The following is a 23,497-nucleotide window of genomic DNA, read 5'->3' on the forward strand; positions in this document are numbered from 1 at the left end:
TCACCGCTTATGGAACAGTCGCCACGTCAAGGACCCGCTAAGCGGGTTCTAGATTCTCTGCAAAGAATTGCGGGTATCGCCGTTAATATGGTTGAAACCCGCATTCAACTTATTGCGGTAGAATTAGAAGAAGAGAAACTCAACCTTGTTCAGTTATTATTACTCGCAGGGCTAACTCTTCTATTTTCTGCATTTGGTCTGATGTGCCTTATTGGGCTAATTTTTTGGTCTGTAGATCCCGTCTATCGTTATCAAGCTTTCGCTATCACGACCGGAACACTGATTTTACTCGCTATTATCTTTGCTATTTGGACGTTAAAAAAAGCGAAACAGTCCACGCTGCTAAGCGCAACCCGTGAACAGCTTCGCAATGATGCTAAAGCACTGTCAGGAACCGATGATGAGCAAAAGTAAACGTCAGTTACTTGCAGAAAGAAAGTCACGCTTAGTCTCTGATATTGAGCTACAACGCATCCAGTTATCGGCCAGTAAGAAAGAGTGGCTACAAGCCACTGCCCCTTATGACCGAGCATGGCAAACCCTGATGACCTTTCGCCCAATTGTTATCGCTGCGACGGGTCTTATCTCTATTTTTACCTTAAAGCACCCCAATCGATTTATTTCACTGAGCAAGAAAGCCATTGCGACTTGGGGGCTTATTCGTACCCTAAGAAGCAGCTTAAACAGTTCAAATCAGAAATAACCCATCCCCTTAAGATAAAAATAATCATTATTTGTCAATATGATAGATAAAAGTGCCCTTTAGCACTTTTTTTCGCACTCAATTATACACATTCAATTTTTTTGTCTATCTTTGTTAATAAGCTTAGCTTTTTATTGAATGAGCTAAGTAATAAGATACGCACATCCAAGATTTCTAGCCTTTTCGTGCTGAAACTTAGCTTATAACGCGATATATATCGCACTTTATTTATATTTAATGACCGTATTATCTGGAGAGACTCAATGAAAAATTTAGAAAGTGGAGCTATTTTATTAGCACGTATTATGATGCCAATTCTGTTCATCGTTGCAGGTTACGGCAAATTAGGCGGGGCATATGAAGGCACTCAGCAATATATGCAAGCAATGGGCGTCCCAGGCTTTTTACTGCCACTGACAATTTTACTTGAGTTAGGTGGTGGTCTGGCAGTGTTATTCGGTCTGTTAACACGTACAACCGCAATTTTCACTGCTGTGTTCACATTCTTAACTGCGATGCTGTTCCATACGAATTTCAGCGTTGAGCCAAACAGCTTGATGTTTATGAAAAATATGACTATTGCAGGCGGCTATATTCTATTAGCAGTGACTGGCCCAGGCAAATTCAGTATCGACCATTTATTAAATAAGAAATGGTAATGAGCTCCAACCTCCTCGCCTATAGCGACCTATAGGCAGGGAGTCAACAGTACCCTCAAGTCAACATCCTTTTCCATAAGTTAAATGCCTTTGCACCTCCCATCCGAGGTGCTTTTTTTTGCGTTTATCTTTACTTTTATTTTCTATTTTCTTTTTTACTTTTCCGAGTCGCCTCACTAGTGATCTCTAAATAATTCGAGTTGTAGCAAGGCGGCAAGTGAAGTTATCCCTGGGAGCATACACAAGTATGTGACTAGGGTAACTTTATGAAGCCAACACAGCTACAGCTTGAAGTATGACGAGATCAAGATCTAAACAGCTTAGGGATTTCTCGCAAACACCACGACTTCGCCTCCCCCATGCTGTCCCGTCGCCACGCCATAATCATATTCGACTCATGGCTAAACTCCGCTCCCACCACTTGCAGGCGTCCTTCTTTAATATCTTGCTCCACCAGCGGGTATGGCATTGTTGCCACCCCGAGCCCTGCAATCAGCGCCTTGCGCTTATCTTCGATGCTCGATACCGTCAATCTTTGTTGTTTATCCAGCAGTTGCACGGTGATCACTGGACGTTCGCGGGCGGTATCTGCTACCGCAATACCTCGGTATTTCACTCGAGTGGTCTCAGAAAGCGGTTCTGGCTCTTGGTGGATAGGATGGTTCGGGCTTGCCACATAAATATGGTTCAAGGTATACAGCACTTTGGAGTTAATTTCAGAGGATGAACGGAAATGCATATCTGGTGCGATAACAATATCCGCACGCCCGGATTCCAGTCGCTCCCATGCCCCCGCCAGCACCTCAGTAATTAAAGAGAGCTGGGTGTCGGATTTTTCAGCCAGTTTATCCACCAGCGGGAATAAAGACTCTGCGGGAACCAGCGCTTCACACACAATCGTCAGATGAGTTTCCCAACCTTTAGCTAGCGCCTCCGCATCCGATGTGAGTTTATCTGCGGCTTCAAGCAACACACGCCCACGCTCTAACAGCATGCGCCCTACATTAGTAAACTTGGTTCGATGTCCTGAACGGTCAAACAAAATAACATCAAGTTCTTCTTCTAACTTCTGCATGGTATAGCTCAATGCCGAAGGAACGCGACCTAGCTCTTCCGCCGCTGCCGCAAAGCTGCCACGCCTATCGATTGCATCCATCACCCTTAACGACTCAAGTGTTAATGCTCTCTCTTTGCTCATGATGTATCTCTTTCAGGAAATTTGAATGATGGAAACAGATTAACTGGCTAACAATTCAACGTCCAGATATTTATTATAACAATATATTACTAGCTATATATTTTGAGTGAGGGTTAACCATTATGATGAAATTAAGATCAGTTAACCATTGTGGGAAAGCAGACTACGGTTGGTTACAAGCACGCTATACTTTTTCGTTTGGTCACTATTTCGATCCAGACCTCATGGGCTTTAAAACCCTAAAAGTGCTAAATCAAGAAGTGCTTGCGCCAAATAATGCTTTTCAACCAAGAGTTTATCCTCATGTTGATATTGTGAACATCATCCTGCAAGGTCAAGCTGAATACCGCGATAATTTAGGTAATACCGTCAGTGCAAAAGCAGGGGAATGCGTCAGCTTTTCGCCTCGCCCTGACCTGAGTTACAGTGAACACAATACCAGTGAGACAACGCCATTAACACGGCTCCAGCTGTGGCTGAATGCGTGCCCACAACAGGAATCTATGCCGCCCCAAAAGTTGGCATTAGCGGAGAAAGATAACAAGCTTATCGCCTCACCCGATGGGGACGATGATAGCCTACAACTTCGCCAAAAAATTTGGATAAGCCAGATTTATCTTGAGCCTAATGAATCGAAAACCCTCGCATTACGAGGTAAAAATGCCTATCTGCAATCCATTCACGGTGGATTACAGGTTAGCGGGAAAGAATCGCAATCTTTATCAATGAGCTGTAACGACGGCTTATTTATCCAAGATGAAAATTCCCTAACGCTTACCAGTGACCGAGCATTTAGAGGCTTATTAGTTGATTTAGGCGAATCGTTGTAATCCTATTCAGGAGGCGGAAAAAGTGAATTTACTCCATAAATTGCGCAAAATTTGCGAATAGATTCGCAAATTTCATCATTTATATTTCCGCTATCCTGATATCACTGTGATAGAGTCCAGCCATAAGACAGTTAAAAAACCATCAGTTTTTAACTCCGAACTTTATTTTTTGATTTTAAAGGGGTTCTTGTGGCTTTATTCATTTTGCAGCGACACAATCAAATTTTCTCTCGGATCCTCAATGAGGTTGTCCCTCAAGATGAATTAGCGAAACAGTTTTCCGTTTCCACCCGCACCATTCGTTCAGATATCAATGAAATCAACGAATTAATTAAAGATCATAGCGCTCATATTGTGTATGAGCGCGGGCGTGGATATCGATTAAAAATCGAAAATGATGAAGTTTTTTCTGCATTTACTAAGCTTAATGACAAAAATAACCAGATCCCGCGCACCAGTAAAGAGCGTATTGATGCCCTATTGCTCAAACTCTTGATGTTATCCCTGCCCGTCAAGCTCGATGATATTGCCGAAGAGTGGTTTGTTAGCCGCAGTACCATTCAGCAAGATATGGGAGCCGTTCGGGAGCATCTTCATCGCTATCAAGTTCAACTGGAGAGCATTCCTCATCAAGGGATCCGCTTAAATGGCAGTGAGTGGGCTATTCGTGCTTGTATGACCGAAGCACTCTGGCGGCAATTTAGTGAGCAAATCACCCCCGATCTCGCCACATTTACCCCGGAAAGTCTGGATAATCTCGATTTAACCTACATCGATAAAGTGGTTCATAATAGCTTGAATCGCTTTGATATTCGTATCAGCAATGAAGGTCATCTTTATCTTGTATTTAACTGCGCCGTCACCATTTTGCGTATTACTCGCGGTCATGAACTCACTGCCAGCGTCAATAACGAAGAGTTAGAAGAAGTCATTACTCAAGCTTGCGATGAAATTTCTAAAGGGCTAATTTACTTCCTTGGCAATGATTTATCCCCAGCTGAATTGAGCTTTTTGCACGACCAGATCATCGCGCAGCGTATCAGTAACCAGCATGCATCAACACAAAAGCATAATCATCACAATGAGTTATCTGAATATATCTTAAATTATATCAACGAGTTGTATAACTATGATTTGCGGAATGATGAAAAGCTAAAGAAAGATCTGAATACCCATCTTTCTGCTTTAATGACTCGTCTTCAATACCATATTTCTACCCCAAACCCGCTGCTTTCAGACATCAAACAGTATTATCCATTTGCTTATGATGTCACATTAAGTGCCTTAACCAGCGCCAGTAAGCAGCTACTTCCACATCCCATTAATGAAGATGAACTGGGTTACTTAGCAGTGCACATTGGGGTTAGCCTTGAACGAAATTATGGGGCAGGCTCCGCACGCCAAACTGAAGTGTTAGTAGTCACGGATGCAGGAAACTCCACCTTTCGTGTGGTGGAATCCAAAATTATGCGTGAATTTCCACAGCTCAAATTTAGCCGCGGGTTAACACTGCAAGAGTATGAATCGTTGAATGAAGTCGCAGAAGACTTTGTGATCACCACCGTACGGATCTCTGAGAAAAATAAGCCAGTTATTAAAATTGCGCCCTTCCCAACTCCCTACCAACTCGAACAAGTGGGTCGCTTAGCGATGGTGGATCAGACCCGTCCCTATATTATTGAGCGCTTCTTCGATGAGCGTTTCTTTATGGTTATCAATGAAAAGATTAGCCAAGAGACGCTGTTCAAAACTGTCTGCCAGAAACTGCAATTAGAAGGCTATGTCACCGCAGATTTTTACCCGTCACTGCAAGAGCGGGAATCGATTGTCTCGACTTTGCTGGGCGAAGGGATCGCCCTTCCTCACTCCTTGGGGTTACTTGCCAATAAAACTATCGTGACGACTATCCTTGCCCCGCAAGGCATCGAATGGAACAAAGAAACCAAAGAGAACGCCTATGTGATTTTCTTATTGGCAATCAGCAAAACTGACTATGAAGAAGCCATGGCGATTTATGATTTGTTTGTCACCTTCGTCAAAGAGAAAACTACCCGCCGCTTGGTGAATGTTAAAAATTTCAATGAGTTCCAAGCAATCGCTAAAGACAGCCTCGCACGAATTTTATAATTTTCAATGATTACCCGCGCTATCCCACACACACCTCCCTTTTTCCACTTCTCAGTGGAAAAAGGGAGGTGGCCACTATTTACGTGATCCTAACCACAACTCCACCAAATGATTTTTAATCTAAATTGTCCACTTCATGCGTAAACCAACGTAAGTGGAAGTGAAGATTTCCACTCTATGTAGATTTCCATTCATCCGTTTCCACTTGCATTTATTAGCCAACATTCCATTTCCACCCACAAAAATCAACCTTAACCATTTGAATTTAAATAATTTTAATTACCCACTCGTTATTTGACACGCCAAAACCACCCTCGTAATGTGTTAGTTTTTCCAGTTAGCTTCCTCTTAGATCGAAAATTAATCGCCATCCTTCCAATTACACTTCCAAAATATTTCCACTTTGAACTGGAAATTCCCTGCCTGCAAAATTATTCAAGAAGCGATTAAGGTATTAGTCATGAAGAAAAAAGTGATTTGATTTGAAATATTACCTTGGATTTTAAACAGTTATGAATGAATCAGTTGTGGTTTTCAAAATGTTAGAAGACGACCTTGATATCCATCAGGTCACACAAGAACTGCTAGCAGTGATTACTGACTGGCTCAAACTGGAGGGTTGCTACACCACGGATGTACAGCAACAAATGCTGGAGTCTCATCTACGTGCCATGGTCGCTCGAGCCAAAACCGGAGAAGCCTTACCGGAAGTGGATATCAGCTTGTTCGATGAAATTTCGAGCCATTCCATTGCATTAGCGCAGCGCGTCGTCGATACCTTGCCGGGGCTTGCGCCAGAAGAGACTTATTTGCTCTCAGTTCACTTTGAAGTTGCCCGTTCTAATGATTAATTTTTAGCATCTTATTTTTAGCATTCGGTCTTGGAGAATATTTTATGAAACAGATAGTTATTGTTATCGGCGATCGTTTAGGTAAAGGACAAAAAGTGGCTGCGGGCGTTGAAACTGCCGGCGGAAAAGCCATCGTTGTTCCCGGTGTCGCTGCTGACATGAAACTGGGGGATGTGATGAACCAAGAACAAGCTGATCTTGGCATTTCATTCTGTGGTAGCGGTGGTGCAGGCGCCATTACAGCTCAAACCAAATATGGCTACAAAGCGCGTTATGGGATGCGTTCGATTGAAGAGGGAGAAACCGCCATTGCTGAAGGTTGCAATGTTTTAGGTTTCGGATTTATGGACAAGGAAGAGTTAGGCGAGCGCTTAGTTAAAGCTTTTAATAAAAAATACGGCAACGCTTAATGAAAAAATCTATCGAAACGACCGTACGGGTGACAGGGCAAGGCGACACAAAGCAAAAAGCGATTGCTGACGCCTTAAATTCGATTCAAAAAACCGTACTTAAGAACAGCACCGACATCATTCTGCGGATAGAACCCAAGGATGTTGAGGTTGTTAGTGCTCACTCTCATTCGCGGACAGAAAAGTTTCTCTTTCTCTTTTTGCCACGCAAACGTGAACATTTCCGAGTTGTTCTCGACGTTTCGCTGGATGTTACCTTACTTTCTGTCAACGAAATTCCATTTACAGAACAATAAAAGCAATCAGGTCTGGAGTAAATTCCATGAGTGAAACTGCATCTTTCTTAGAAATATTGGGCATGTCCCTCATTATCGGCGGTCTCTGCGGCTTTGGTTTAGGCGCAGGGGCAGCACGTATGTTCCACGCGCCAACCGTTCAAGGGATGGGAGCATTCCGTACCCTTGGTGAGTTAAACGCATGTGAGGGCGACCCCGCATCACACTTCTCATTCGGCTTAGGATTCTTCTTCAACGCATGGGCATCATCAGTCGCTGCGGGGGCCTTCACCCAAGACGTTGACCACCGCATCATCCCTAACTGGGGTGCTGCTGCTCTATTAACTAAAAACCGCAGTGTGGCAGATACCCTGCATAACCCGAAAAAAATGGCGATTGCCTGTGCCATTATCGGAGCATTGGTGGTCGCCTTCTTAAATACCACGGCGTCCGCAGTCCCAGCCGCGCTGCAAACCACCGCTATTAACGTGCTGGTTCCGGCAGCTAACTTACTGGTTAACACCGTGATGCCCGTCATTTTCTGGCTAGCCGCGATGGATGCGGGTCGTCGTTCCGGTTTCTGGGCAACCTTATTTGGTGGTTGCGCCCAATTAATCATGGGTAACGCTATCCCAGGTTTAGTGTTAGGGATCTTGATTGGTAAAGGCGTGGATGACAATGGCTGGAACCGTATCACTCGTACCATGATGATCACCGTTATTCTGCTGTTCGTTCTCAGTGGCTTCTTCCGCGAGTTTGACCTGAAGATGATCACCTCTTTCAACTTAGATAAACCACTGTGGCTTGAATATGTCCACGGACTGCTGAGCGGGAAATAATCATGACAACTGAAATCAATAAACAAGACTTTTGGTACGCGGAATAGTCTTTCCCTATCTTTGTTGGGCTGCTATCAGCGGGGATCTTCGCGGGTACCCATATGTACGTCGTGTACGGGTTCGGCGCATTTAACGAAGTGGCTTTCGTCGCCATGTTACGCGCTGGGCTAGATACGGGGGTTTACGGTGCTGTCGCCGCCTTCGGTGCAAGCTTCCTGTTTGCGCGAATTATCGAAGGGTCTCTCGTGGGGATTTTGGATATCGGTGGTGCACTGCAAACCGGTATTGGCTTAGGGGTTCCCGCCCTATTTTTAGCCGCAGGCTGGGATATTTTAGTCACCAACTTCTGGATTTCCCTGATCACTGGTTTATTCCTTGGTGTGCTTATCGGCTTAATTATCGTGTTCGCCCGTAAGTTTACCATTGCGCAAGCTAACTCAACGTTTGGTGCGGACGTAATGATGGGCGCAGGTAACACCTCCGGCCGTTTCTTAGGTCCATTGATTATCCTTGCCGCAATGGCCGCGTCTATTCCGATTGGTATCGGCGCACTGATTGGCTCACTGATTTTCTATGTATGGCAAAAACCAGTCGCCGGTGGCGCTATCTTAGGTGCAATGTTGTTTGGGTATTTCTTCCCACTCGCCGCTTAATAAATATCTAAGCCCCTACTTTGGGGGCGAAGAGCAGCCAACAACGCTGCGGTTTGAAGTATGACGAGTATGACTATAAAGAAGGTAATCATGTATTCTCTAATCATCAAACAAGGAAAGCGTATCGATGGCTCAATTATCGATATCCTAATCAAAGACGGAAAAATCGAAGCTGCGGGTCCTGAGCTTTCCCACAATCAGCAAGCTGAAAAAATCATTGATCTTGAAGGAAAGCTGTATGTTAGCGCTGGATGGATTGATTCTCACGCCCACTGTTTTGTCGAGTCGCCAATTTACTTCGATGAGCCTGATCTCGCTGGTGCTGCTGGTGGTGTCACTTCACTGGTTGATGCGGGCAGTGTGGGCGCTGATGATATCGATAGATTTTATCGGCTCACCACTCAGTCCAAAACTAATGTCTTCTCTCTGCTGAATATTTCACGCATTGGCATTATTGCTCAGAATGAGCTGTCCAACATGGACAATATCGACGATGCGAGTTTCCAAGCTGCACTTGAGCGCCACCCTGGCTTTGTGGTGGGCATGAAAGCGCGCATGAGCAAAAGTGTGGTGGGCGAAAATGGTATTGCGCCTTTGGTTAAAGCCAAAGAAATGCAGAAAAAACATCATATTCCATTAATGGTGCACATTGGAAATAACCCGCCCAATATTGATGAAGTCGCCGACTTACTCACCCGTGGGGACATCATTACCCACTGTTTTAATGGCAAACCAAATAAAATTTTAGGGGATGATGGATACCTAAAACCATCTATTGCCCGCGCCCTCGCCCGTGGCGTGATCCTTGATGTGGGTCACGGCGGTGAAAGCTTTAGCTTCAAAGTCGCAGAGCAAGCCATGCGAATTGGCACCTATCCAGACATTATCAGTTCAGATATCTATCACCGTAACCGCGTGAACGGTCCCGTCTATAGCCTCGCCTTTGTAATGACGAAATTTCTGTGTATGGGCTTTAGCGCCGAACAAATTTTACGCTGTGTCACTGAGAAAGCCGCAGATTTACTGTCTCTTCCTGCTAAAGGTTATTTAAGACCAGGCTTTGATGCAGACATCACCCTATTTGACCTAAAAGAAGAACCGACTGAGCTGACGGATGCCGACGGCGAGCATCGCATCGGTACCCATCGTTTTGTTCCTGTTGCTGCCATCGTTGGTGGAAAGCACATTATTCCTGCACAAGGCGAATCTGAACATGCAATCAATCTATGAAAAATATCAGTTAAAACACGTTATTAATGCCTCCGGTCGTATGACTATTTTAGGCGTTTCGACCCCAACACCTGAAGTCATCGAGCGCGTAGCGTATGGGCTGAACCATTATTTTGAAATTAAAGACTTAGTGAATAAAACCGGGGAGTACATCGCTCAACTGCTCAATGTTGAAGCTGCTGTTGTGGTTTCCTGCGCCTCTGCGGGTATTGCTCAAGCGGTGGCGGCGGTGATTGTGCAAGATGATGAGGATTTGCTGCTTAATTTGCACTCCTCCAGCAAATCCGTTCCTCGCGAAATTATTTTGCCAAAAGGGCATAACGTGAACTTTGGCGCCCCCGTGGACACCATGGTCACGTTAGGTGGCGGTAAAGTGATTGAAGCGGGTTTTGCGAATGAATGTAGCGCTGCGCAGTTAGCGGCAAAAATCACCCCGCAAACCGCTGCCATTTTATATATCAAATCCCACCATACCGTACAAAAGAGCATGTTAACCGTGGCGGAAGCCGCCAAAGTCGCTCATGCCCATCAGCTTCCCTTGATCGTGGATGCGGCCGCGGAAGAAGATTTAACTGCCTATTACCAAGCGGGTGGCGACATTGTGATTTACAGTGGCGCCAAAGCAATTGAAGGACCAACCAGTGGCTTAGTTGTCGGTAAAAAACAGTATGTTGAATGGGTAAAACGCCAATCTCAAGGTATTGGCCGTGCGATGAAAGTTGGTAAAGAAGGCATTTTAGGCTTAACACTGGCTATCGAGCAGTACCTCACCGCCACCAAAGAAACTGGGGCGGAAATGGTCAGCCGTATGGATAAATTCCTTAAAGATTTAAATACGATAGCCGGTATTTCAGCCCGCATTGTTTGGGATGCCGCTGGGCGTGATATCGCCAGAGCCGAGATCAGTTTCGATGAAAAAGCGATTGGCAAAACCACCTACCAAATCATGGATGAGCTGAAGCAAGGCAATACTGCGATTTATTTTCGTGAGTACAAAGCCAATGAAGGAAAGGTTGAAGCCGATATTCGCAGCGTCAGCACCGAGCAACTTGACGTCATTTCGCAGCAAATTCGTACGTTAGTAGAAGGAATTTAACATGAAGTTGTCACCAAATTTTTACCATGATCGTGTGTGTCTGAACGTTCTAGCAGGGAGCCATCAAAACGCAAAAGATATTTATGCCGCGGCGGAGAGTTTTGTGGTGGTTGGAGTGTTATCTAAAAATTATCCTGACCTTGAAAGTGCCATTGCGGATATGAAGGTGTACGCCAAGGAAGTTGATAATGCGCTGTCTGTCGGTTTAGGTGCCGGAGACCCTAAACAGTCCACCATGGTGTCTCTGATTTCGAAAGAAGTTCAACCTCAGCATGTGAATCAAGTGTTTACGGGCGCACCGATTAGCCGCGCACTACTGGGTCAGAATGAAACGTTTGTGAATGCGCTAATTTCCCCAACGGGTACGGTGGGCATGGTGAAAATTTCAACAGGCCCATTAAGCGCTCAAGCCCCTGATGGTATCGTGCCGATTGAAACCGCCATTATGATGCTCAAAGATATGGGCGCAGATTCTGTGAAGTTCTTTAATATGCAGGGCTTGAAGTACATTGAGGAATATAAAGCTATCGCAGAAGCTTGCGCTAAGTTTGATTTTTCTTTAGAGCCAACGGGCGGTATTGATTTAGAGAATTTCGCCGAGATTTTGCAAATCGCCCTCGACGCTGGCGTGAAGAAAATCATCCCACATATTTATAGTTCTATTATCGATAAAACCACTGGAGATACCCGCCCAGAGGATGTCCGCCAATTGCTAAACATGGTTAAAAAAGCGGTAAATTGATGTAGCAATAAGCTACACATAAGAAAATAAATATTAGCGAGACGTTAAAGTACTTACTACCATAACCATGACAAAGCACCCAATGCCCCACTCACTTTTTGTGCCGCGGGGCATTTTTTATTCTTGATTCTTCATTTTGAATCAATGACCTATTCCTCTGGCATTCGGTATGATATGAAACCAATAGTTATCAGGAACCGGGCTATCCCAAACGCCTAGGTAAGCCGCAACCGCAATAGTGACGAATAAAATACCTAGGGTCAAAATGGCCATCACCATTCCTGATAAAGGGATTTGGCGTTTTTTAGTCGGCGCTTGTAATGAGAAAGCCAATGTTGACGCCACTGGGCAAGATTCAACGCACGTCATGCATCCCGTGCATTCAACCGTTCTGACGTTGATTAATTGGTCAACAGGAATGCGTGATGGGCAATTTTTGGCACATTTTCCGCAATCAATGCAGCTTTCTACATTTCGGCGAATTTTAACTGGTGAGAATAGAGAAAATATCCCTAGTAATGCACCATAAGGGCAAAGATAACGACACCATGCATTACGAATAAACAGGCTAGCGACGACAAGAACAGAAACTGTGATGAGTGAGGCGCTACTAATATAACGAAAGAAATCCAGCATTTTCACATCAATGATGATCCCATAAGGCGACATCATAAAGTATTGGATCATCTGTGCTGGCATGGAGAGCGAGATATAGAGGAAGAAAGCTAAGAGTAGGTATTTTAATCCTCTTAAGGGGATATCGAGCCATTTAGGTACTTTGATTTGAAAACGAAACAGTTTCTGACCTATTTTCCCGATATATTCCGATATTGTGCCTATCGGGCACAGCCATGAGCAAAAGGATTTTTTCAGTAATAAACTGATGATAATAAAGGAAACCAAGAGAAACATTGCTGCTGCATGTATGGGAGGTAATCCCCCTGTTTCAATGGTGTATTTTAAGTTCATTAACCCCGCAATAGGCAGCCAGCCTTCGATGCCTCCCGGACGCGGAAGATACAACGTCGCACCGCCCGTTTCGTAATAGCGCACCCAGTAATAGAAGGTAATGCCAATATAAATGTTGATCGCCAAAAGCGTGATTTGCACGACTTTCCGCCATGTCGAGGCGTTACGCCAATCATTCCAAGGGAGTTTTCCGCCAATTGTTCCTGGACGACGTGGGTATCGTACTGAGGGTTTCTTTGCCATGTCCGCCTATCTCTTTAACATGCATTTTAAATACCATTATTGTATTTAAGTCCCCATCACCCGTATTGATTTGCATCACTGCCTTGCGATGTTGACGATAGATATGGCGTGTTGATAGGAAAATGTGCAAATGAAAGATAATAAACTCAGATTTTTTCTAAATAATTTGGATTGTCGTTTTCTTTATATAATTCAAGCCGAGATTTTTTCTAAATAATTCGAGGTGTGCCAAGGCGGCAAAATGAGGAAATCCCTAGGAGCATACACAAGTATGTGACTAGGGTTGACGAATGAAGCCAACGCAGTCACAACTTGAAGTATGACGAAAAAATTGGAGTTGGTCGGTAAGCCGGGTTCTGTCGTGGACAACCATTCATCTAGGCCAGCACTTGCGCACTGGCTCCAGCAACCTACCCGAGTTCAATGCGGGCCGCACCATATGAACCCCTATTTGGTCTTGCTCCGGGTGGAGTTTACCATGCCACGAACTGTTGCCAGTCGCGCGGTGCGCTCTTACCGCACCCTTTCACCCTTACCTGATCCTGTAAACAGGCCATCGGCGGTTTGCTCTCTGTTGCACTTGTCGTAGGCTCGCGCCTCCCAGACGTTATCTGGCACCCTGCCCTATGGAGCCCGGACTTTCCTCCCCTCTACCCGTCTCCCGAAGGGACTACGATAAAGCAGCGGTTGTCTGACCAACTCCGCGGCGAATTATAGGCACTTTACACTAGCTTGTACAGACTCAATGGCAGGCAAATTACGTCAAAACCTGCACTTGGACAAAAATCACTCGCTGTCTTGTTGGTCTAGCATCAATTTGTAGAGCTGGTTTTTCTTCAGGCCATAAATTTCTGCGGTGATCGCAGCCGCTTTTTTCGGTGGTAACTCTTTTTGCAGTAAACCCAACGTACGAATAACATCTGGCGTAATCGCCGATTCATCCGTTTGTGGCTTATACCCTTCCACAATGAGTACCATTTCACCGCGATGACGATTTTCGTCTTCTTTTACCCATTCGAGTAATTCACCAACTGGGCGCCCTTCAATCGACTCCCAGGTTTTGGTCAATTCACGGGCTAAAACCACACGGCGCTCAGGTCCCCACACTTCCACCATGTCTGCTAAACTGTCTAACAAGCGATGAGTGGATTCATAAAAAATCAGTGTTCGAGTCTCTTGTTCTAAAGATTGCAAAACATCTTTGCGTCCCTTAGTTTTTGCGGGTAAAAATCCTTCATAACAGAAACGGTCTGAAGGTAAACCCGCTGCTGACAAGGCAGTGATGGCCGCACAAGCGCCCGGTAATGGGACAACGCGGATCCCTGCTTCACGGCAGCGATTGACTAAGTGATAGCCAGGATCATTAATTAAAGGTGTACCTGCATCCGAGACTAATGCGATACTATCCCCTTGTTGAAGCTTGCTAATTAATTGATCTGCTTTTTGCTGCTCGTTATGATCATGTAGCGCAAACATGCGCGCATTGATGGCAAAATTCTGTAAGAGAATGCCTGAGTGCCTTGTGTCTTCCGCAGCAATTAGGTCAACATGTTTAAGCACATCTAACGCGCGTTGCGTGATATCTCCCATGTTACCAATTGGGGTTGGCACGATGTACAGCGTAGATGCCATAACCACTGCTTGATTAGGTTGATTCATTGTTTCATCCGAATAGCCGGTTTAAAATTAAGCAATTGAAAAATACACCATTGGATACAGTATGCGTCCTTCAATTTTTTTGCATTTGAAAAAAAGATTAATCTGCACTGCGATGTTGTCCACGTTGGCATTAACAGGGTGCCAAATCGAATCATCGACAACCTCGACAACAACCCAGCAGCCTAGCGTTTCTGATGCCAGCCATTACCAGTCCGTTATCGATGCCGCTCAAGGCAAACCATCAATGGATGTCCTGCGTGCTTTTATCAGCCAAGAACCTCTGCTAACCGATCCTGCACAACATCAAGCGAATATTGATTCTCTGTGGCAGATGTTAACACAGATGAAGCCAGAACAGATTCAAGGAATCGAAGCTGACGAAAATATTCTACTGGGCTGGGTCGACCTTCTGGATATCTACCAAAATAATAAAGATGACCCAGAAGCACTCCGTACTGGCATCGAAGACTGGAAAACTCGCTACCCACATAATCCAGGCGCCAAAAATCTGCCTAGCGCATTAGTTCAAGGAACCATCACCAAAGTCGGTGCTAACCCACGTATTGCGCTATTTTTACCGATGAGCGGGCAAGGTCAAGTCTTTGGTCAAGCCATCATGCAAGGTTTCCTCGATGCACAAAAAGGCTTACCTTCCGGCCCTGCATCTCAAGCTGCCGCGGCACCAACTGCGCCACAAAGCTCCGGTAATGATGTGCTAGACCAGATTTACCAAGAAGTGGCTGCGACGGTTAATGAAAATGCCAATTCCGAAGTGGCTTCATCCAGCGTGCGCATTGATGCAGCGCCAACCAATACCCAAAGCGTTAAAGTCTTTGATACCCAAGGCAAAGCGATCCCTCAGTTAGTCGCTCAAGCCACTTCTGAAGGGTATAACTTAATTGTTGGACCTCTACTGAAATCAGAGGTGCAAGCTATTGCTCAAATGAATGCTCCTGTCAATGTACTGGCACTAAATGAATTAGACGCGAACCAGCTACAACCGCGTGCAAATTTATGTTATTTCTCTTTATCCCCTGAAGATGAAGCGAAAAATGCCGCTAACCAAATGAGATTAGATGGTAAGCAGATGCCGTTAGTATTAGTGCCTGCATCCCCATTTGGTGATCGCATCGCAAAAGCATTTGCCGAAGAGTGGCAAGCAAAAGGCGGTGGCACTGCACTGATGCAAACATTTGGTTCTACTACATCCTTAAAAGAGTCGATCAACCGTGGTCAAGGGATCCGTATGACGGGTACCCCAATCAGTATCGATACCCAAGGAATGGCACCAACCAGTGGCGGTGTTGATGCGGTTTATATCGTGGCAACACGCGATGAATTAACCCTCGTCAAACCGATGATCGATATGGCAATCAGTTCCCGTCAGCGCCCTGCTTTATATGCGAGTTCGCGCAGTAACCAAGGGAACTCAAATGCGGATTATCGTTTCGAAATGGAAGGCGTGAAATTCAGTGAAGTTCCATTACTTGCTGGTGCAAACAACAACCTACGTAAACAAGCTCAAGGCAAAGTGAATAATGATTATTCGCTGTTCCGCCTGTATGCGATGGGTATTGATGCATGGTCGCTGGCGAATAACTACGATAACTTGCAGCAGCACAGTGATCAGTTCCGTGTTAACGGTGCATCCGGTACATTAAGCGTGCATGATAACTGTGTCATTTATCGTGAATTGCCATGGCTGCAATTTAAGCAAGGGCAAGTAGCGTCTGCGCAATAAATTAAACGAGGTCGCTTTATTGCTGCCTATTTTTCAGACAAGGATGTCATGAAAACCGTTAAAAAATCATTAAAATGGTTGACTGGTCGATATTACGAAAACCAAGCGCTATCCTATTTAAAGCAGCAAGGGCTCGCTTTTGTTGCACGCAATGTTCGAAATCGTGCGGGAGAAATCGATTTGATCATGCGAGATACATCAGGCTGGGTATTCGTAGAGGTTCGTTTTCGCAAGAATAGTGATTACGGAGACGCACTTTTATCAGTAAACTGGCACAAACGCAGAAAAATATTGTCCACCGCACAATATTGGCTTGCTCAACGACAAGAAAGTTTTGAAACAACACCCTGCCGCTTTGATATCTGTGCAATCACCGGCAAGCAATTTCAGTGGATTCAAAACGCATTTAATCTTAGTGAACAGGAATATAAGTAAGTGCTAGATAGAATAAAAGTTTGCTTTACTGAAAGCATCCAAACTCAAATTGCCGCAGCTGAAGCCCTGCCCGATGCAATTTCTCGTGCTGCAATGATGATGGTACAGTCACTGCTTAATGGTAATAAAATTTTGTGTTGTGGTAATGGCGCATCCGCAGCAACAGCACAGCGTTTTGCAGCAAGCATGATCCACCGTTTTGAAACTGAGCGCCCAAGTTTACCTGCTCTTGCGCTAAATACGGATAATACCGTGCTCACCGCGATTTCAGGAAGCAAGCAGCCAACTGAAATCTATGCAAAACAAGTTCGAGCGCTAGGCCAGCACGGCGATGTATTAATGGCTATCTCAACCCATGGTAACAGTGCCGACATTATTAAAGCCGTAGAAGCTGCGGTAACGCGCGATATGACCATTGTCGCACTCACTGGCTATGATGGTGGCGAGTTAGCAGGTCTTTTAGGACCACAAGATGTTGAAATTCGTATTCCATCCCAGCATAGTGTCAGAATTCAAGAGGTACACTTACTCACCGTGAATTGTTTGTGTGACCTTATCGATAACACGCTCTTTCCTCACCAGAACGACTAAGGAGACAAAATGCGATTACTTCCGATTTTTGCCATAGTGTTTAGCGCGGTTCTTTTACAAGGTTGTATTGGTGCTGCCGTTGTGGGTACTGCCGCAGTAGCTACTAAAAGCGCTACAGACCCTCGTTCTGTTGGTCAGCAAGTTGATGATGGCACATTAGAAGCCCGAGTCAGTGGTCAACTTAATAAAGATAAAGATATCACCAGCAAAGCCCGTATTATTGCAACGGCGTATAAAGGTAATGTCTTGTTAACTGGACAATCTCCCGACATGTCATGGGCAGATAAAGCCAAACAAATCGCCAGTAACGTTGATGGTACAGAAAAAGTGTATAACGAGGTTCGACAAGGTCAGCCCGTTGATTTAGGTACCGCGTCAAAAGACACTTGGTTAACCACCAAAGTAAAATCTAAGATTTTAGCCAGTGACGAAGTGAAATCAGGCAGCGTTAAAGTCATCACTGAGAATGGTGAAGTCTTCTTATTAGGTGTACTCACTCAGCAAGAAGGTGCTGCAGCGGCAAAAATTGCGAGTGAAACGGATGGCGTTCGTCGTGTAACGACGGCATTTACTTATCTCAATTGATTATAATTAGTAACCTATTGTTACAAAGAGCCAAGCCATGAAGTCAAATTCATGGCTTTTTTCTTATTCCTCACCTATATCGTTATTTTTCAGATAATTCCTATCTCCTAATAAGCTCATCTGATTAAGTATCCACGCTTGCCTTTTTAAAACATATGAAGATGGATTTTTCACATGAAATCGATGAGGATTAGGTAAAACAGCGGCTAAAAGTGCAGCTTCCTGCCTAGAAAGCTTGCTAGCAGGCTTATTGAAGTATTTATTTGCAGCCTCTTCAACACCAAAAATCCCTTCTCCAAACTCCGCAATATTAAGATAAACAGTAATGATCCGAGTTTTTGACCACATCAACTCCATAACTGGCGTCATTGCTGTTTCAAGGCCTTTTCTTATCCAGCTTCGCCCATCCCATAACCATAAGTTTTTCACTGTTTGTTGAGAGATTGTTGAAGCCCCCCTAACTGTCTGTTTATTACTCGAATTATGTTTATATGCTCTCTCAATTGCATCAAGATCAAATCCCCAATGATGAGGAAAATTTTGATCTTCAGAAGCAATGACAGCGAGATAAAGATAGGGAGAAATCTGTTTTTCACTCACCCAAGTCGAATGAGAAACATAAGAAAAATTAAAGTTTATCCATGCGGAAAGCTGTCTTTCGACCATCACCGCAGAAAAGGGAACGGGGATAAATTTGAAGATCACAACAGACACTAGCCAGAGGGCAAGTAATGAAAGTGTGATCTTCTTTAACCAATACCACAAGCGAGAAACAAACTTTTGCATTGAGTTAATTACGCCATTTCTAATACTTTCTCAACCAGCTTATTGATACCTATATTTGCCTCAGCAATGGATTGAGCCAGCATATAAGCAGGTGTTGTAACAACTTTGTTATATTCATCAACCACAATGTTATCAACCGTGCAAACAACATGCTGTCCACCCATCTTTTCAATTTGGGCAATCGTTTCAGTATCATTACCAATCGTCAATTTCACTGATGTATTTAACATCTTTGGTAGCATGACAGGAGCAATACACATCAGCCCTAGCGGCTTTTTCTGTTGGTGCATTGCCTGTACTAAACTTAATAGTTGTTTATTAATTTCACATTCGCTTCCCTTCACCGCAAAATCACATAAATTTTTTGCCACACCAAAACCACCAGGAATTATAAGGGCATCCAGCTTAGAGGCATCTGCTGATGACAAAGGCGCTATTTTCCCACGAGAAATACGTGCAGATTCTTCCATTTGATTACGTTTTTCTGTTTTTAACTCACCATTAATATGATTAATTACAGTAGCTTGATACTCATCTGGCGCATAAAAGTGAACTTCTGCATTGTTTTTACTTAAAGCAAGCATAGTTAATACTGATTCATGGATCTCACTTCCATCAAAAACACCACAGCCACTTAAAATTACCGCAATTGATTTCATATCTTCGTCCTTTTGTAGTAAATTACTCCCCAGAGCGAAAGCAGACAAACATCAATCTTCATCACAGATTTTAATGAATCTTGTAACAGGTTCGATAAATTTTGGTATCTTGATAACGTCTGAGTCGTGACAAATGTATTTTAATGATTCGCCTAAGATAAAAATTATAAGCGAATCAATGATTTCCCTGGTGTTGGCGCAGTATTCGCGCACCCCAACTTAGGTTGGGGTTATTTTTTTGTACGACCATCCACCCAGTTTCTTAATGTTTCTATATCTGATTTCCAATCCTGTTTTAACTCATCAACCCACTCTTGCACATTGTCCCACCATGCTGGTAATTCAGGGGATTGGATTTGCTGAGCGAGTTTCTGTAAATTTTTCAGACCAACTGAACCCGCGGCACCTTTAATTTTGTGAGCTTCCTCAACAATTCCCTTCTGATCTTTAGCCACCATATTGGAATCGAGAATCGCTAAATAGCCCGGTAGCATTTTTTCAAATACCTCTAAGCCGTCATAAATCAGTTTTGGCCCAACTAATTCAATGTATTGCTCTAACATTTCACAATCTAAAATTGACTCATCAACTTCTGCCATATCCACTTGCTCCTCATGCTTGTCATTTGAAGATGCATTCTCGCCCCAGAATTGCTCAATCACTTGAGTGAGCGCAGGAACCGATAATGGTTTGCTCAGAACACCGTCCATTCCCGCATCGAAGTACTCTTTCTTATCTTTGAGGACATTCGCGGTAAGGGCGATTAATGGTGGTAAATCATCCTTATCATACTGTTGTTTAAGCTGTTTAGAGATATCTAACCCCGTCATGTCAGGAAGTTGAATATCCAGTAGAACTAAGTCATATTCCCCAGGTGCAAACATCTCTAGCGCGTCTTTACCTGTCATTGCAACATCAACTGTGTTGCCAAGGTTTTCCAGCACAGAACACGCCACAACCACGTTTAGTTCAATATCTTCCACTAATAAGATATGGAGCGCTGGTAATGGGTAATCATCGTCGTGCTGTTGCTGCTCTTCGATTTCAGCCTCAACCTCAGGGGCTATAATCGACAAAGTAAATGTTGAACCATGTCCAATATCGCTTTCCACACGAATATCGCCCCCCATACTTTGTGCTAACCTACGGGATACAGAAAGCCCAATCCCCGTTCCCGTTGCAGGACGTCCACCAGCGGAGTCACGGACCTGATAATACATAGCAAAGATTTTATCTAATTCATCTTTCGGAATACCGATGCCACTATCTTTGACTTGGAAAAACAGCTTGTCATCCGCTTCACGCCAAATACTTAATTTAACTTCACCTTTCTGAGTAAATTTCACCGCATTACCGATTAAGTTCCACAGAATTTGTCGTAAACGCGTGCCATCCGTCAGAATGGTTTTAGGTAAGCCGTGTGCGACATCCATAACAAACTTCAAGCCTTTCGGCTGAACCAGTAGCCCGCTTAAGTTTTCTAAATCGTTCACAAATTCAGGTAATGTCACAGGTTGGTTATCCAATTGGACTTTGCGACGCTCAATTTTGTCCATTTCAATCACATCATTAAAAATATTGCCTAAAGTGACGGCACTGACGTGAATGGTTTTTAAATAGCTTGATTGTTCTTTGGTAAGCTTGGTATCCAGTAAAATGCGGCTAAGCCCTACAATGCCATTAAGCGGCGTACGAAGCTCGTGGCTGATAGTAGAGATAAAGGTGGTCTTCTCTCTACTAGCGTTCTCTAACGCCTCCTGATAACGCTTACGCTCGGTAATATCACGTCCAAACCCCATTAGCCCGTGACGTTTCCCTACGCGGTCATAAAATGGCACTTTTCGCAGCTCAAAACAGGCTTTTCGCCCATCAGGGTAAACTAACCACTGTTCATAGGTTAATGCCACATTGTGTCTGAAAACTTTTTCATCCGTTTCCATCACTTTGGCAGCAATTTCTTCATCATAAATGTCCAGTGGCGTTAAACCGACTAGCTGTTTTTCACTCTTACCGGTGAGTAGCTCCATTGCACGGTTACAGCCAGAAAATTCATTATTTTCGTTACGATAATAGACAAGATCAGGGGAAGCATCGAGGAACGAACGCAGTAAAACAGATTGCTGTTCGAACTCAATTTGAGTCTGTTCGCGGTATTTCATTTCTTGTTTGAGTTGCTCTAACAACTCAAGATGAGCGCTTTCGGCTTTTTCACGCTCTAAAATTTCTAAGTTAAGTTGCTCAATATTGCCTTGAAGCTGAGTATTCAGTTCCGCATCACGCTTTCGCATCACTTCGAGCTTATCAACCATGCGCGTTAAACGCTGGCGAGACTCTTCTAATTGCTCTACCACCACCGAAAGAAAATAAACTGCTAATGGCGTAATAATTAAGCCAAAGAAAATGGAGCCGACCATATCGAGGCTATCGACTTGTCCCCGAAGAAAAATCGCTACCGCCATTTGCATTATCATGGCGAGCACAACTAACGCTGACGCGAGAAGCAAAGAGAAACGCACTAAGCCTAGCTTCATCATCAGGTCAACATAGTATTGTGCAAGACCGCGAAGTACTTTCATAACCACCCCTTAGTTAAATTCTCACTGAATCATATATCAAACAGGGCTGTTTCGGATGGGGTTTCATACGAAATATCGATCCTGCTCATTAAATCGTCGGTCACAATGGGATATTCACCCGTGTATTAGTAACTTTATTACGATAATCACTATTTATATCAATGCTATCAAAGTAAACTTTAATTTATATCATTCCCGTAAAAGAATTTGGCTGGAAAGGTGCCTATGTCCTCTTCAAATATGGGTTCGCCCCGTCTTGAACCTCGTAAAAAAGCGCTGACAATCCGCAAAATTGAGTTTGTGGAAATTTACCAGCCAATCAACGGCATTGAAGCTCAGCACCAAGCCCAGCGTTGCTTGTCTTGCGGCAGCCCCTATTGTGAGTGGAAATGCCCGCTCCATAACCCTATCCCGAATTGGTTAAAACTGGCTGGAGAAGGTCGAATTCTTGAGGCGGCAGAGCTTTGTCATCACACCAATAGCTTGCCTGAAATTTGCGGTCGAATTTGCCCACAGGAACGATTATGTGAAGCCGCTTGTGTCCTGAATGAAACCTTTGGTTCCGTCACGATTGGGCATTTGGAGCGCTATATTACCGATAGTGCGTTTGAGCAAGGTTGGCGCCCTGACCTCTCTCATGTTAGGGATACAGGTAAACGAGTCGCGATTATCGGCGCGGGCCCTTCGGGTCTTTCCTGTGCCGATGTGTTGGCTCGTCACGGCGTTCAAGCAATAGTGTTTGATAAACATCCTGAAATCGGTGGGTTACTCACTTTTGGTATACCCGCATTTAAGTTAGAAAAGCAGATAATGCAGCACCGACGACGGATTTTTGAAGAAATGGGGATTATCTTTGAACTTAATACTGAGATTGGACAACATATCCCGTTAGAAACGTTACTCAATGAGTTTGATGCGATTTTTATTGGAACCGGCACCCATCATCCAGTTTCAGGCAATCTCTCCAACGAAGACGCCATAGGCGTTTATCAAGCGCTTCCTTATTTAGTGGGTAATGCACGTCACTTATTAGGTTACGCCGACGATCCCCAATATCCTTACGTATCACTAGCAAATAAGAATGTAATCGTATTAGGCGCAGGAGATACCGCAATGGATTGTGTCCGCAGCGCTATCCGCCAAGGCGCAAGCAAAGTCAGTTGTATCTACCGCCGAGGCGCTTCGGAAATACCTGCAACACCGCGAGAAGTCCTACACGCCCAAGAAGAAGGCGTACAGTTCCATTTTCACTTACAACCCATTGGGATTAACACCGATGCTGAGGGGCAAGTTATTGGTGTCCATTTCGCCAGCACATTATCGAATTCCACAAAATCGGAAGATATTACACACCCTGCTGATGTGGTCATTATTGCATTTGGTTTTGAATCTGATGATATGCCGTGGATTAGCGCACAAGCCATACAGTGCGATATGAGCGGTAGAATAGTGGCACCTCGTCATCATCATTATGCTTACCAGACTTCGCACCCTAAAATTTTTGCAGGGGGAGATGTGGTACACGGTTCTGATTTGGTGGTAACAGCGATTGCCGAAGGGCGTGGAGCCGCAGAAGGGATCATGAGTTTTCTTCAGGTATAAAAAAAGAGGAATTTCTTCCTCTTTTTAGCATTTGCTGT

At 44.3% G+C, this 23,497-nt stretch carries 24 protein-coding genes and 1 other RNA gene; 18 read left to right on the forward strand and 7 right to left on the reverse strand.

Translation table 11 applies throughout. The features are described from left to right. Nucleotides 1–9 precede the first annotated feature (9 nt). The 3 genes from HFU86_RS16110 (at nucleotide 10) to HFU86_RS16120 (ending at nucleotide 1,362) form a co-directional block, all read left to right on the forward strand. Nucleotides 10–414, forward strand: a complete 405-nt coding sequence (locus HFU86_RS16110; RefSeq protein WP_187129655.1) for a phage holin family protein — start codon at nucleotides 10–12, stop codon at nucleotides 412–414. Continuing rightward, entirely contained in the window at nucleotides 401–703 is a 303-nt protein-coding gene (locus HFU86_RS16115) for a YqjK-like family protein (RefSeq protein WP_255425996.1), read from the forward strand. The genes HFU86_RS16110 and HFU86_RS16115 overlap by 14 nt, the downstream gene beginning before the upstream one ends. A gap of 263 nt (nucleotides 704–966) precedes the next feature. Beyond that, nucleotides 967–1,362 carry a DoxX family protein gene (locus HFU86_RS16120; RefSeq protein WP_132496578.1) on the forward strand — a complete coding sequence of 132 codons (396 nt, stop codon included), beginning with the start codon at nucleotides 967–969 and terminating at the stop codon, nucleotides 1,360–1,362. A 304-nt stretch (nucleotides 1,363–1,666) separates the two neighbouring features. On the opposite strand, the gene HFU86_RS16125 is transcribed toward HFU86_RS16120, so the two are convergent. Further along, the gene (locus HFU86_RS16125; RefSeq protein ID WP_036956167.1) at nucleotides 1,667–2,560 is read right to left on the reverse strand and encodes a LysR family transcriptional regulator; all 894 of its coding nucleotides are present in this window, start codon (nucleotides 2,558–2,560) and stop codon (nucleotides 1,667–1,669) included. A 122-nt stretch (nucleotides 2,561–2,682) separates the two neighbouring features. On the opposite strand from HFU86_RS16125, the gene HFU86_RS16130 reads away from it, so the two are divergent. The 10 genes from HFU86_RS16130 (at nucleotide 2,683) to dagF (ending at nucleotide 11,613) form a co-directional block, all read left to right on the forward strand. Further along, entirely contained in the window at nucleotides 2,683–3,390 is a 708-nt protein-coding gene (locus HFU86_RS16130; protein WP_132496579.1) for a pirin family protein, read from the forward strand. A 189-nt stretch (nucleotides 3,391–3,579) separates the two neighbouring features. Continuing rightward, the gene (locus HFU86_RS16135) at nucleotides 3,580–5,517 is read left to right on the forward strand and encodes a BglG family transcription antiterminator (RefSeq protein ID WP_132496580.1); all 1,938 of its coding nucleotides are present in this window, start codon (nucleotides 3,580–3,582) and stop codon (nucleotides 5,515–5,517) included. Nucleotides 5,518–6,029: 512 nt separating this feature from the next. Beyond that, nucleotides 6,030–6,368 (forward strand): transcriptional antiterminator, encoded by a 339-nt coding sequence (locus tag HFU86_RS16140; RefSeq protein ID WP_036956160.1) that lies wholly within the window; start codon nucleotides 6,030–6,032, stop codon nucleotides 6,366–6,368. A 44-nt stretch (nucleotides 6,369–6,412) separates the two neighbouring features. Continuing rightward, complete coding sequence (locus HFU86_RS16145; protein ID WP_006659133.1) at nucleotides 6,413–6,778, forward strand: SFCGS family glycine-rich protein; 366 nt, start codon at nucleotides 6,413–6,415, stop codon at nucleotides 6,776–6,778. Next, complete coding sequence (locus HFU86_RS16150; protein ID WP_006659132.1) at nucleotides 6,778–7,074, forward strand: DUF4312 family protein; 297 nt, start codon at nucleotides 6,778–6,780, stop codon at nucleotides 7,072–7,074. Before HFU86_RS16145 ends, HFU86_RS16150 begins: the two co-directional genes overlap by 1 nt. A gap of 26 nt (nucleotides 7,075–7,100) precedes the next feature. Then, entirely contained in the window at nucleotides 7,101–7,892 is a 792-nt protein-coding gene (locus HFU86_RS16155; protein WP_036956155.1) for a DUF4311 domain-containing protein, read from the forward strand. Between the two features lie 56 nt (nucleotides 7,893–7,948). Beyond that, nucleotides 7,949–8,545: a DUF4310 family protein gene (locus HFU86_RS16160; protein WP_336431778.1), complete on the forward strand. Its 597-nt coding sequence runs from the start codon at nucleotides 7,949–7,951 to the stop codon at nucleotides 8,543–8,545. 90 nt (nucleotides 8,546–8,635) lie between these two features. Further along, nucleotides 8,636–9,775 (forward strand): amidohydrolase/deacetylase family metallohydrolase, encoded by a 1,140-nt coding sequence (locus tag HFU86_RS16165; protein WP_187129657.1) that lies wholly within the window; start codon nucleotides 8,636–8,638, stop codon nucleotides 9,773–9,775. Then, entirely contained in the window at nucleotides 9,759–10,871 is a 1,113-nt protein-coding gene (locus tag HFU86_RS16170) for a DgaE family pyridoxal phosphate-dependent ammonia lyase (RefSeq protein ID WP_187129658.1), read from the forward strand. Before HFU86_RS16165 ends, HFU86_RS16170 begins: the two co-directional genes overlap by 17 nt. A gap of 1 nt (nucleotide 10,872) precedes the next feature. Then, on the forward strand, nucleotides 10,873–11,613 hold the full coding sequence (dagF, locus tag HFU86_RS16175) for a 2-dehydro-3-deoxy-phosphogluconate aldolase (protein ID WP_132496583.1): 741 nt from the start codon (nucleotides 10,873–10,875) through the stop codon (nucleotides 11,611–11,613). Nucleotides 11,614–11,754: 141 nt separating this feature from the next. Here dagF and HFU86_RS16180 read toward each other — a convergent pair whose 3' ends face one another. The 3 genes from HFU86_RS16180 to rsmI all read right to left on the reverse strand — a co-directional run bounded on the left by HFU86_RS16180 (nucleotide 11,755) and on the right by rsmI (nucleotide 14,484). Continuing rightward, the gene (locus HFU86_RS16180) at nucleotides 11,755–12,825 is read right to left on the reverse strand and encodes a 4Fe-4S binding protein (RefSeq protein WP_132496584.1); all 1,071 of its coding nucleotides are present in this window, start codon (nucleotides 12,823–12,825) and stop codon (nucleotides 11,755–11,757) included. A gap of 329 nt (nucleotides 12,826–13,154) precedes the next feature. Continuing rightward, nucleotides 13,155–13,528, reverse strand: an RNA gene (gene rnpB / locus HFU86_RS16185) — RNase P RNA component class A. Between the two features lie 83 nt (nucleotides 13,529–13,611). Next, entirely contained in the window at nucleotides 13,612–14,484 is an 873-nt protein-coding gene (rsmI, locus tag HFU86_RS16190; protein ID WP_187129659.1) for a 16S rRNA (cytidine(1402)-2'-O)-methyltransferase, read from the reverse strand. 61 nt (nucleotides 14,485–14,545) lie between these two features. Between rsmI and HFU86_RS16195 the strand changes: the two genes are divergently transcribed. The 4 genes from HFU86_RS16195 to dolP are packed head-to-tail and all read left to right on the forward strand — an operon-like array spanning nucleotide 14,546 to nucleotide 17,836. Further along, the gene (locus HFU86_RS16195; protein WP_187129660.1) at nucleotides 14,546–16,225 is read left to right on the forward strand and encodes a penicillin-binding protein activator; all 1,680 of its coding nucleotides are present in this window, start codon (nucleotides 14,546–14,548) and stop codon (nucleotides 16,223–16,225) included. Nucleotides 16,226–16,273: 48 nt separating this feature from the next. After that, nucleotides 16,274–16,660, forward strand: a complete 387-nt coding sequence (locus HFU86_RS16200) for a YraN family protein (protein ID WP_036956136.1) — start codon at nucleotides 16,274–16,276, stop codon at nucleotides 16,658–16,660. Beyond that, nucleotides 16,661–17,251: a DnaA initiator-associating protein DiaA gene (gene diaA / locus HFU86_RS16205; protein WP_006659121.1), complete on the forward strand. Its 591-nt coding sequence runs from the start codon at nucleotides 16,661–16,663 to the stop codon at nucleotides 17,249–17,251. 9 nt (nucleotides 17,252–17,260) lie between these two features. After that, nucleotides 17,261–17,836 carry a division/outer membrane stress-associated lipid-binding lipoprotein gene (dolP, locus tag HFU86_RS16210; protein ID WP_036956134.1) on the forward strand — a complete coding sequence of 192 codons (576 nt, stop codon included), beginning with the start codon at nucleotides 17,261–17,263 and terminating at the stop codon, nucleotides 17,834–17,836. A 63-nt stretch (nucleotides 17,837–17,899) separates the two neighbouring features. Here dolP and mtgA read toward each other — a convergent pair whose 3' ends face one another. The 3 genes from mtgA to arcB all read right to left on the reverse strand — a co-directional run bounded on the left by mtgA (nucleotide 17,900) and on the right by arcB (nucleotide 21,857). Next, the gene (gene mtgA, locus HFU86_RS16215; protein ID WP_187129661.1) at nucleotides 17,900–18,622 is read right to left on the reverse strand and encodes a monofunctional biosynthetic peptidoglycan transglycosylase; all 723 of its coding nucleotides are present in this window, start codon (nucleotides 18,620–18,622) and stop codon (nucleotides 17,900–17,902) included. Between the two features lie 8 nt (nucleotides 18,623–18,630). Continuing rightward, nucleotides 18,631–19,281 (reverse strand): isoprenoid biosynthesis glyoxalase ElbB, encoded by a 651-nt coding sequence (elbB, locus tag HFU86_RS16220; RefSeq protein ID WP_132496587.1) that lies wholly within the window; start codon nucleotides 19,279–19,281, stop codon nucleotides 18,631–18,633. A gap of 230 nt (nucleotides 19,282–19,511) precedes the next feature. After that, nucleotides 19,512–21,857, reverse strand: coding sequence for an aerobic respiration two-component sensor histidine kinase ArcB (arcB, locus tag HFU86_RS16225; RefSeq protein WP_036956128.1), 2,346 nt, complete (start codon nucleotides 21,855–21,857; stop codon nucleotides 19,512–19,514). Between the two features lie 225 nt (nucleotides 21,858–22,082). On the opposite strand from arcB, the gene HFU86_RS16230 reads away from it, so the two are divergent. Then, a complete protein-coding gene (locus HFU86_RS16230) occupies nucleotides 22,083–23,459 on the forward strand; it encodes an FAD-dependent oxidoreductase (protein ID WP_187129662.1) in 1,377 nt (458 codons plus the stop codon). Nucleotides 23,460–23,497 lie beyond the last annotated feature (38 nt).

The organism is Providencia sp. JUb39, from assembly GCF_012272845.1.
Taxonomy (GTDB): Bacteria; Pseudomonadota; Gammaproteobacteria; order Enterobacterales; family Enterobacteriaceae; genus Providencia; species Providencia lanzhouensis.

What these genes read in the sequence shown, in the direction of transcription:
- HFU86_RS16170 (WP_187129658.1), top strand. Translation starts at nt 9,759, where the DNA reads ATGCAATCAATCTATGAAAAATATCAGTTAAAACACGTTATTAATGCC.
- arcB (WP_036956128.1), bottom strand. Translation starts at nt 21,857, where the DNA reads ATGAAAGTACTTCGCGGTCTTGCACAATACTATGTTGACCTGATGATG.
- HFU86_RS16195 (WP_187129660.1), top strand. Translation starts at nt 14,546, where the DNA reads ATGCGTCCTTCAATTTTTTTGCATTTGAAAAAAAGATTAATCTGCACT.
- dolP (WP_036956134.1), top strand. Translation starts at nt 17,261, where the DNA reads ATGCGATTACTTCCGATTTTTGCCATAGTGTTTAGCGCGGTTCTTTTA.
- HFU86_RS16125 (WP_036956167.1), bottom strand. Translation starts at nt 2,560, where the DNA reads ATGAGCAAAGAGAGAGCATTAACACTTGAGTCGTTAAGGGTGATGGAT.
- HFU86_RS16130 (WP_132496579.1), top strand. Translation starts at nt 2,683, where the DNA reads ATGATGAAATTAAGATCAGTTAACCATTGTGGGAAAGCAGACTACGGT.
- HFU86_RS16140 (WP_036956160.1), top strand. Translation starts at nt 6,030, where the DNA reads ATGAATGAATCAGTTGTGGTTTTCAAAATGTTAGAAGACGACCTTGAT.
- HFU86_RS16165 (WP_187129657.1), top strand. Translation starts at nt 8,636, where the DNA reads ATGTATTCTCTAATCATCAAACAAGGAAAGCGTATCGATGGCTCAATT.
- HFU86_RS16200 (WP_036956136.1), top strand. Translation starts at nt 16,274, where the DNA reads ATGAAAACCGTTAAAAAATCATTAAAATGGTTGACTGGTCGATATTAC.
- HFU86_RS16145 (WP_006659133.1), top strand. Translation starts at nt 6,413, where the DNA reads ATGAAACAGATAGTTATTGTTATCGGCGATCGTTTAGGTAAAGGACAA.
- HFU86_RS16230 (WP_187129662.1), top strand. Translation starts at nt 22,083, where the DNA reads ATGTCCTCTTCAAATATGGGTTCGCCCCGTCTTGAACCTCGTAAAAAA.
- rsmI (WP_187129659.1), bottom strand. Translation starts at nt 14,484, where the DNA reads ATGAATCAACCTAATCAAGCAGTGGTTATGGCATCTACGCTGTACATC.
- elbB (WP_132496587.1), bottom strand. Translation starts at nt 19,281, where the DNA reads ATGAAATCAATTGCGGTAATTTTAAGTGGCTGTGGTGTTTTTGATGGA.
- HFU86_RS16150 (WP_006659132.1), top strand. Translation starts at nt 6,778, where the DNA reads ATGAAAAAATCTATCGAAACGACCGTACGGGTGACAGGGCAAGGCGAC.
- HFU86_RS16115 (WP_255425996.1), top strand. Translation starts at nt 401, where the DNA reads ATGAGCAAAAGTAAACGTCAGTTACTTGCAGAAAGAAAGTCACGCTTA.
- HFU86_RS16110 (WP_187129655.1), top strand. Translation starts at nt 10, where the DNA reads ATGGAACAGTCGCCACGTCAAGGACCCGCTAAGCGGGTTCTAGATTCT.
- HFU86_RS16155 (WP_036956155.1), top strand. Translation starts at nt 7,101, where the DNA reads ATGAGTGAAACTGCATCTTTCTTAGAAATATTGGGCATGTCCCTCATT.
- HFU86_RS16120 (WP_132496578.1), top strand. Translation starts at nt 967, where the DNA reads ATGAAAAATTTAGAAAGTGGAGCTATTTTATTAGCACGTATTATGATG.
- dagF (WP_132496583.1), top strand. Translation starts at nt 10,873, where the DNA reads ATGAAGTTGTCACCAAATTTTTACCATGATCGTGTGTGTCTGAACGTT.
- HFU86_RS16180 (WP_132496584.1), bottom strand. Translation starts at nt 12,825, where the DNA reads ATGGCAAAGAAACCCTCAGTACGATACCCACGTCGTCCAGGAACAATT.
- mtgA (WP_187129661.1), bottom strand. Translation starts at nt 18,622, where the DNA reads ATGCAAAAGTTTGTTTCTCGCTTGTGGTATTGGTTAAAGAAGATCACA.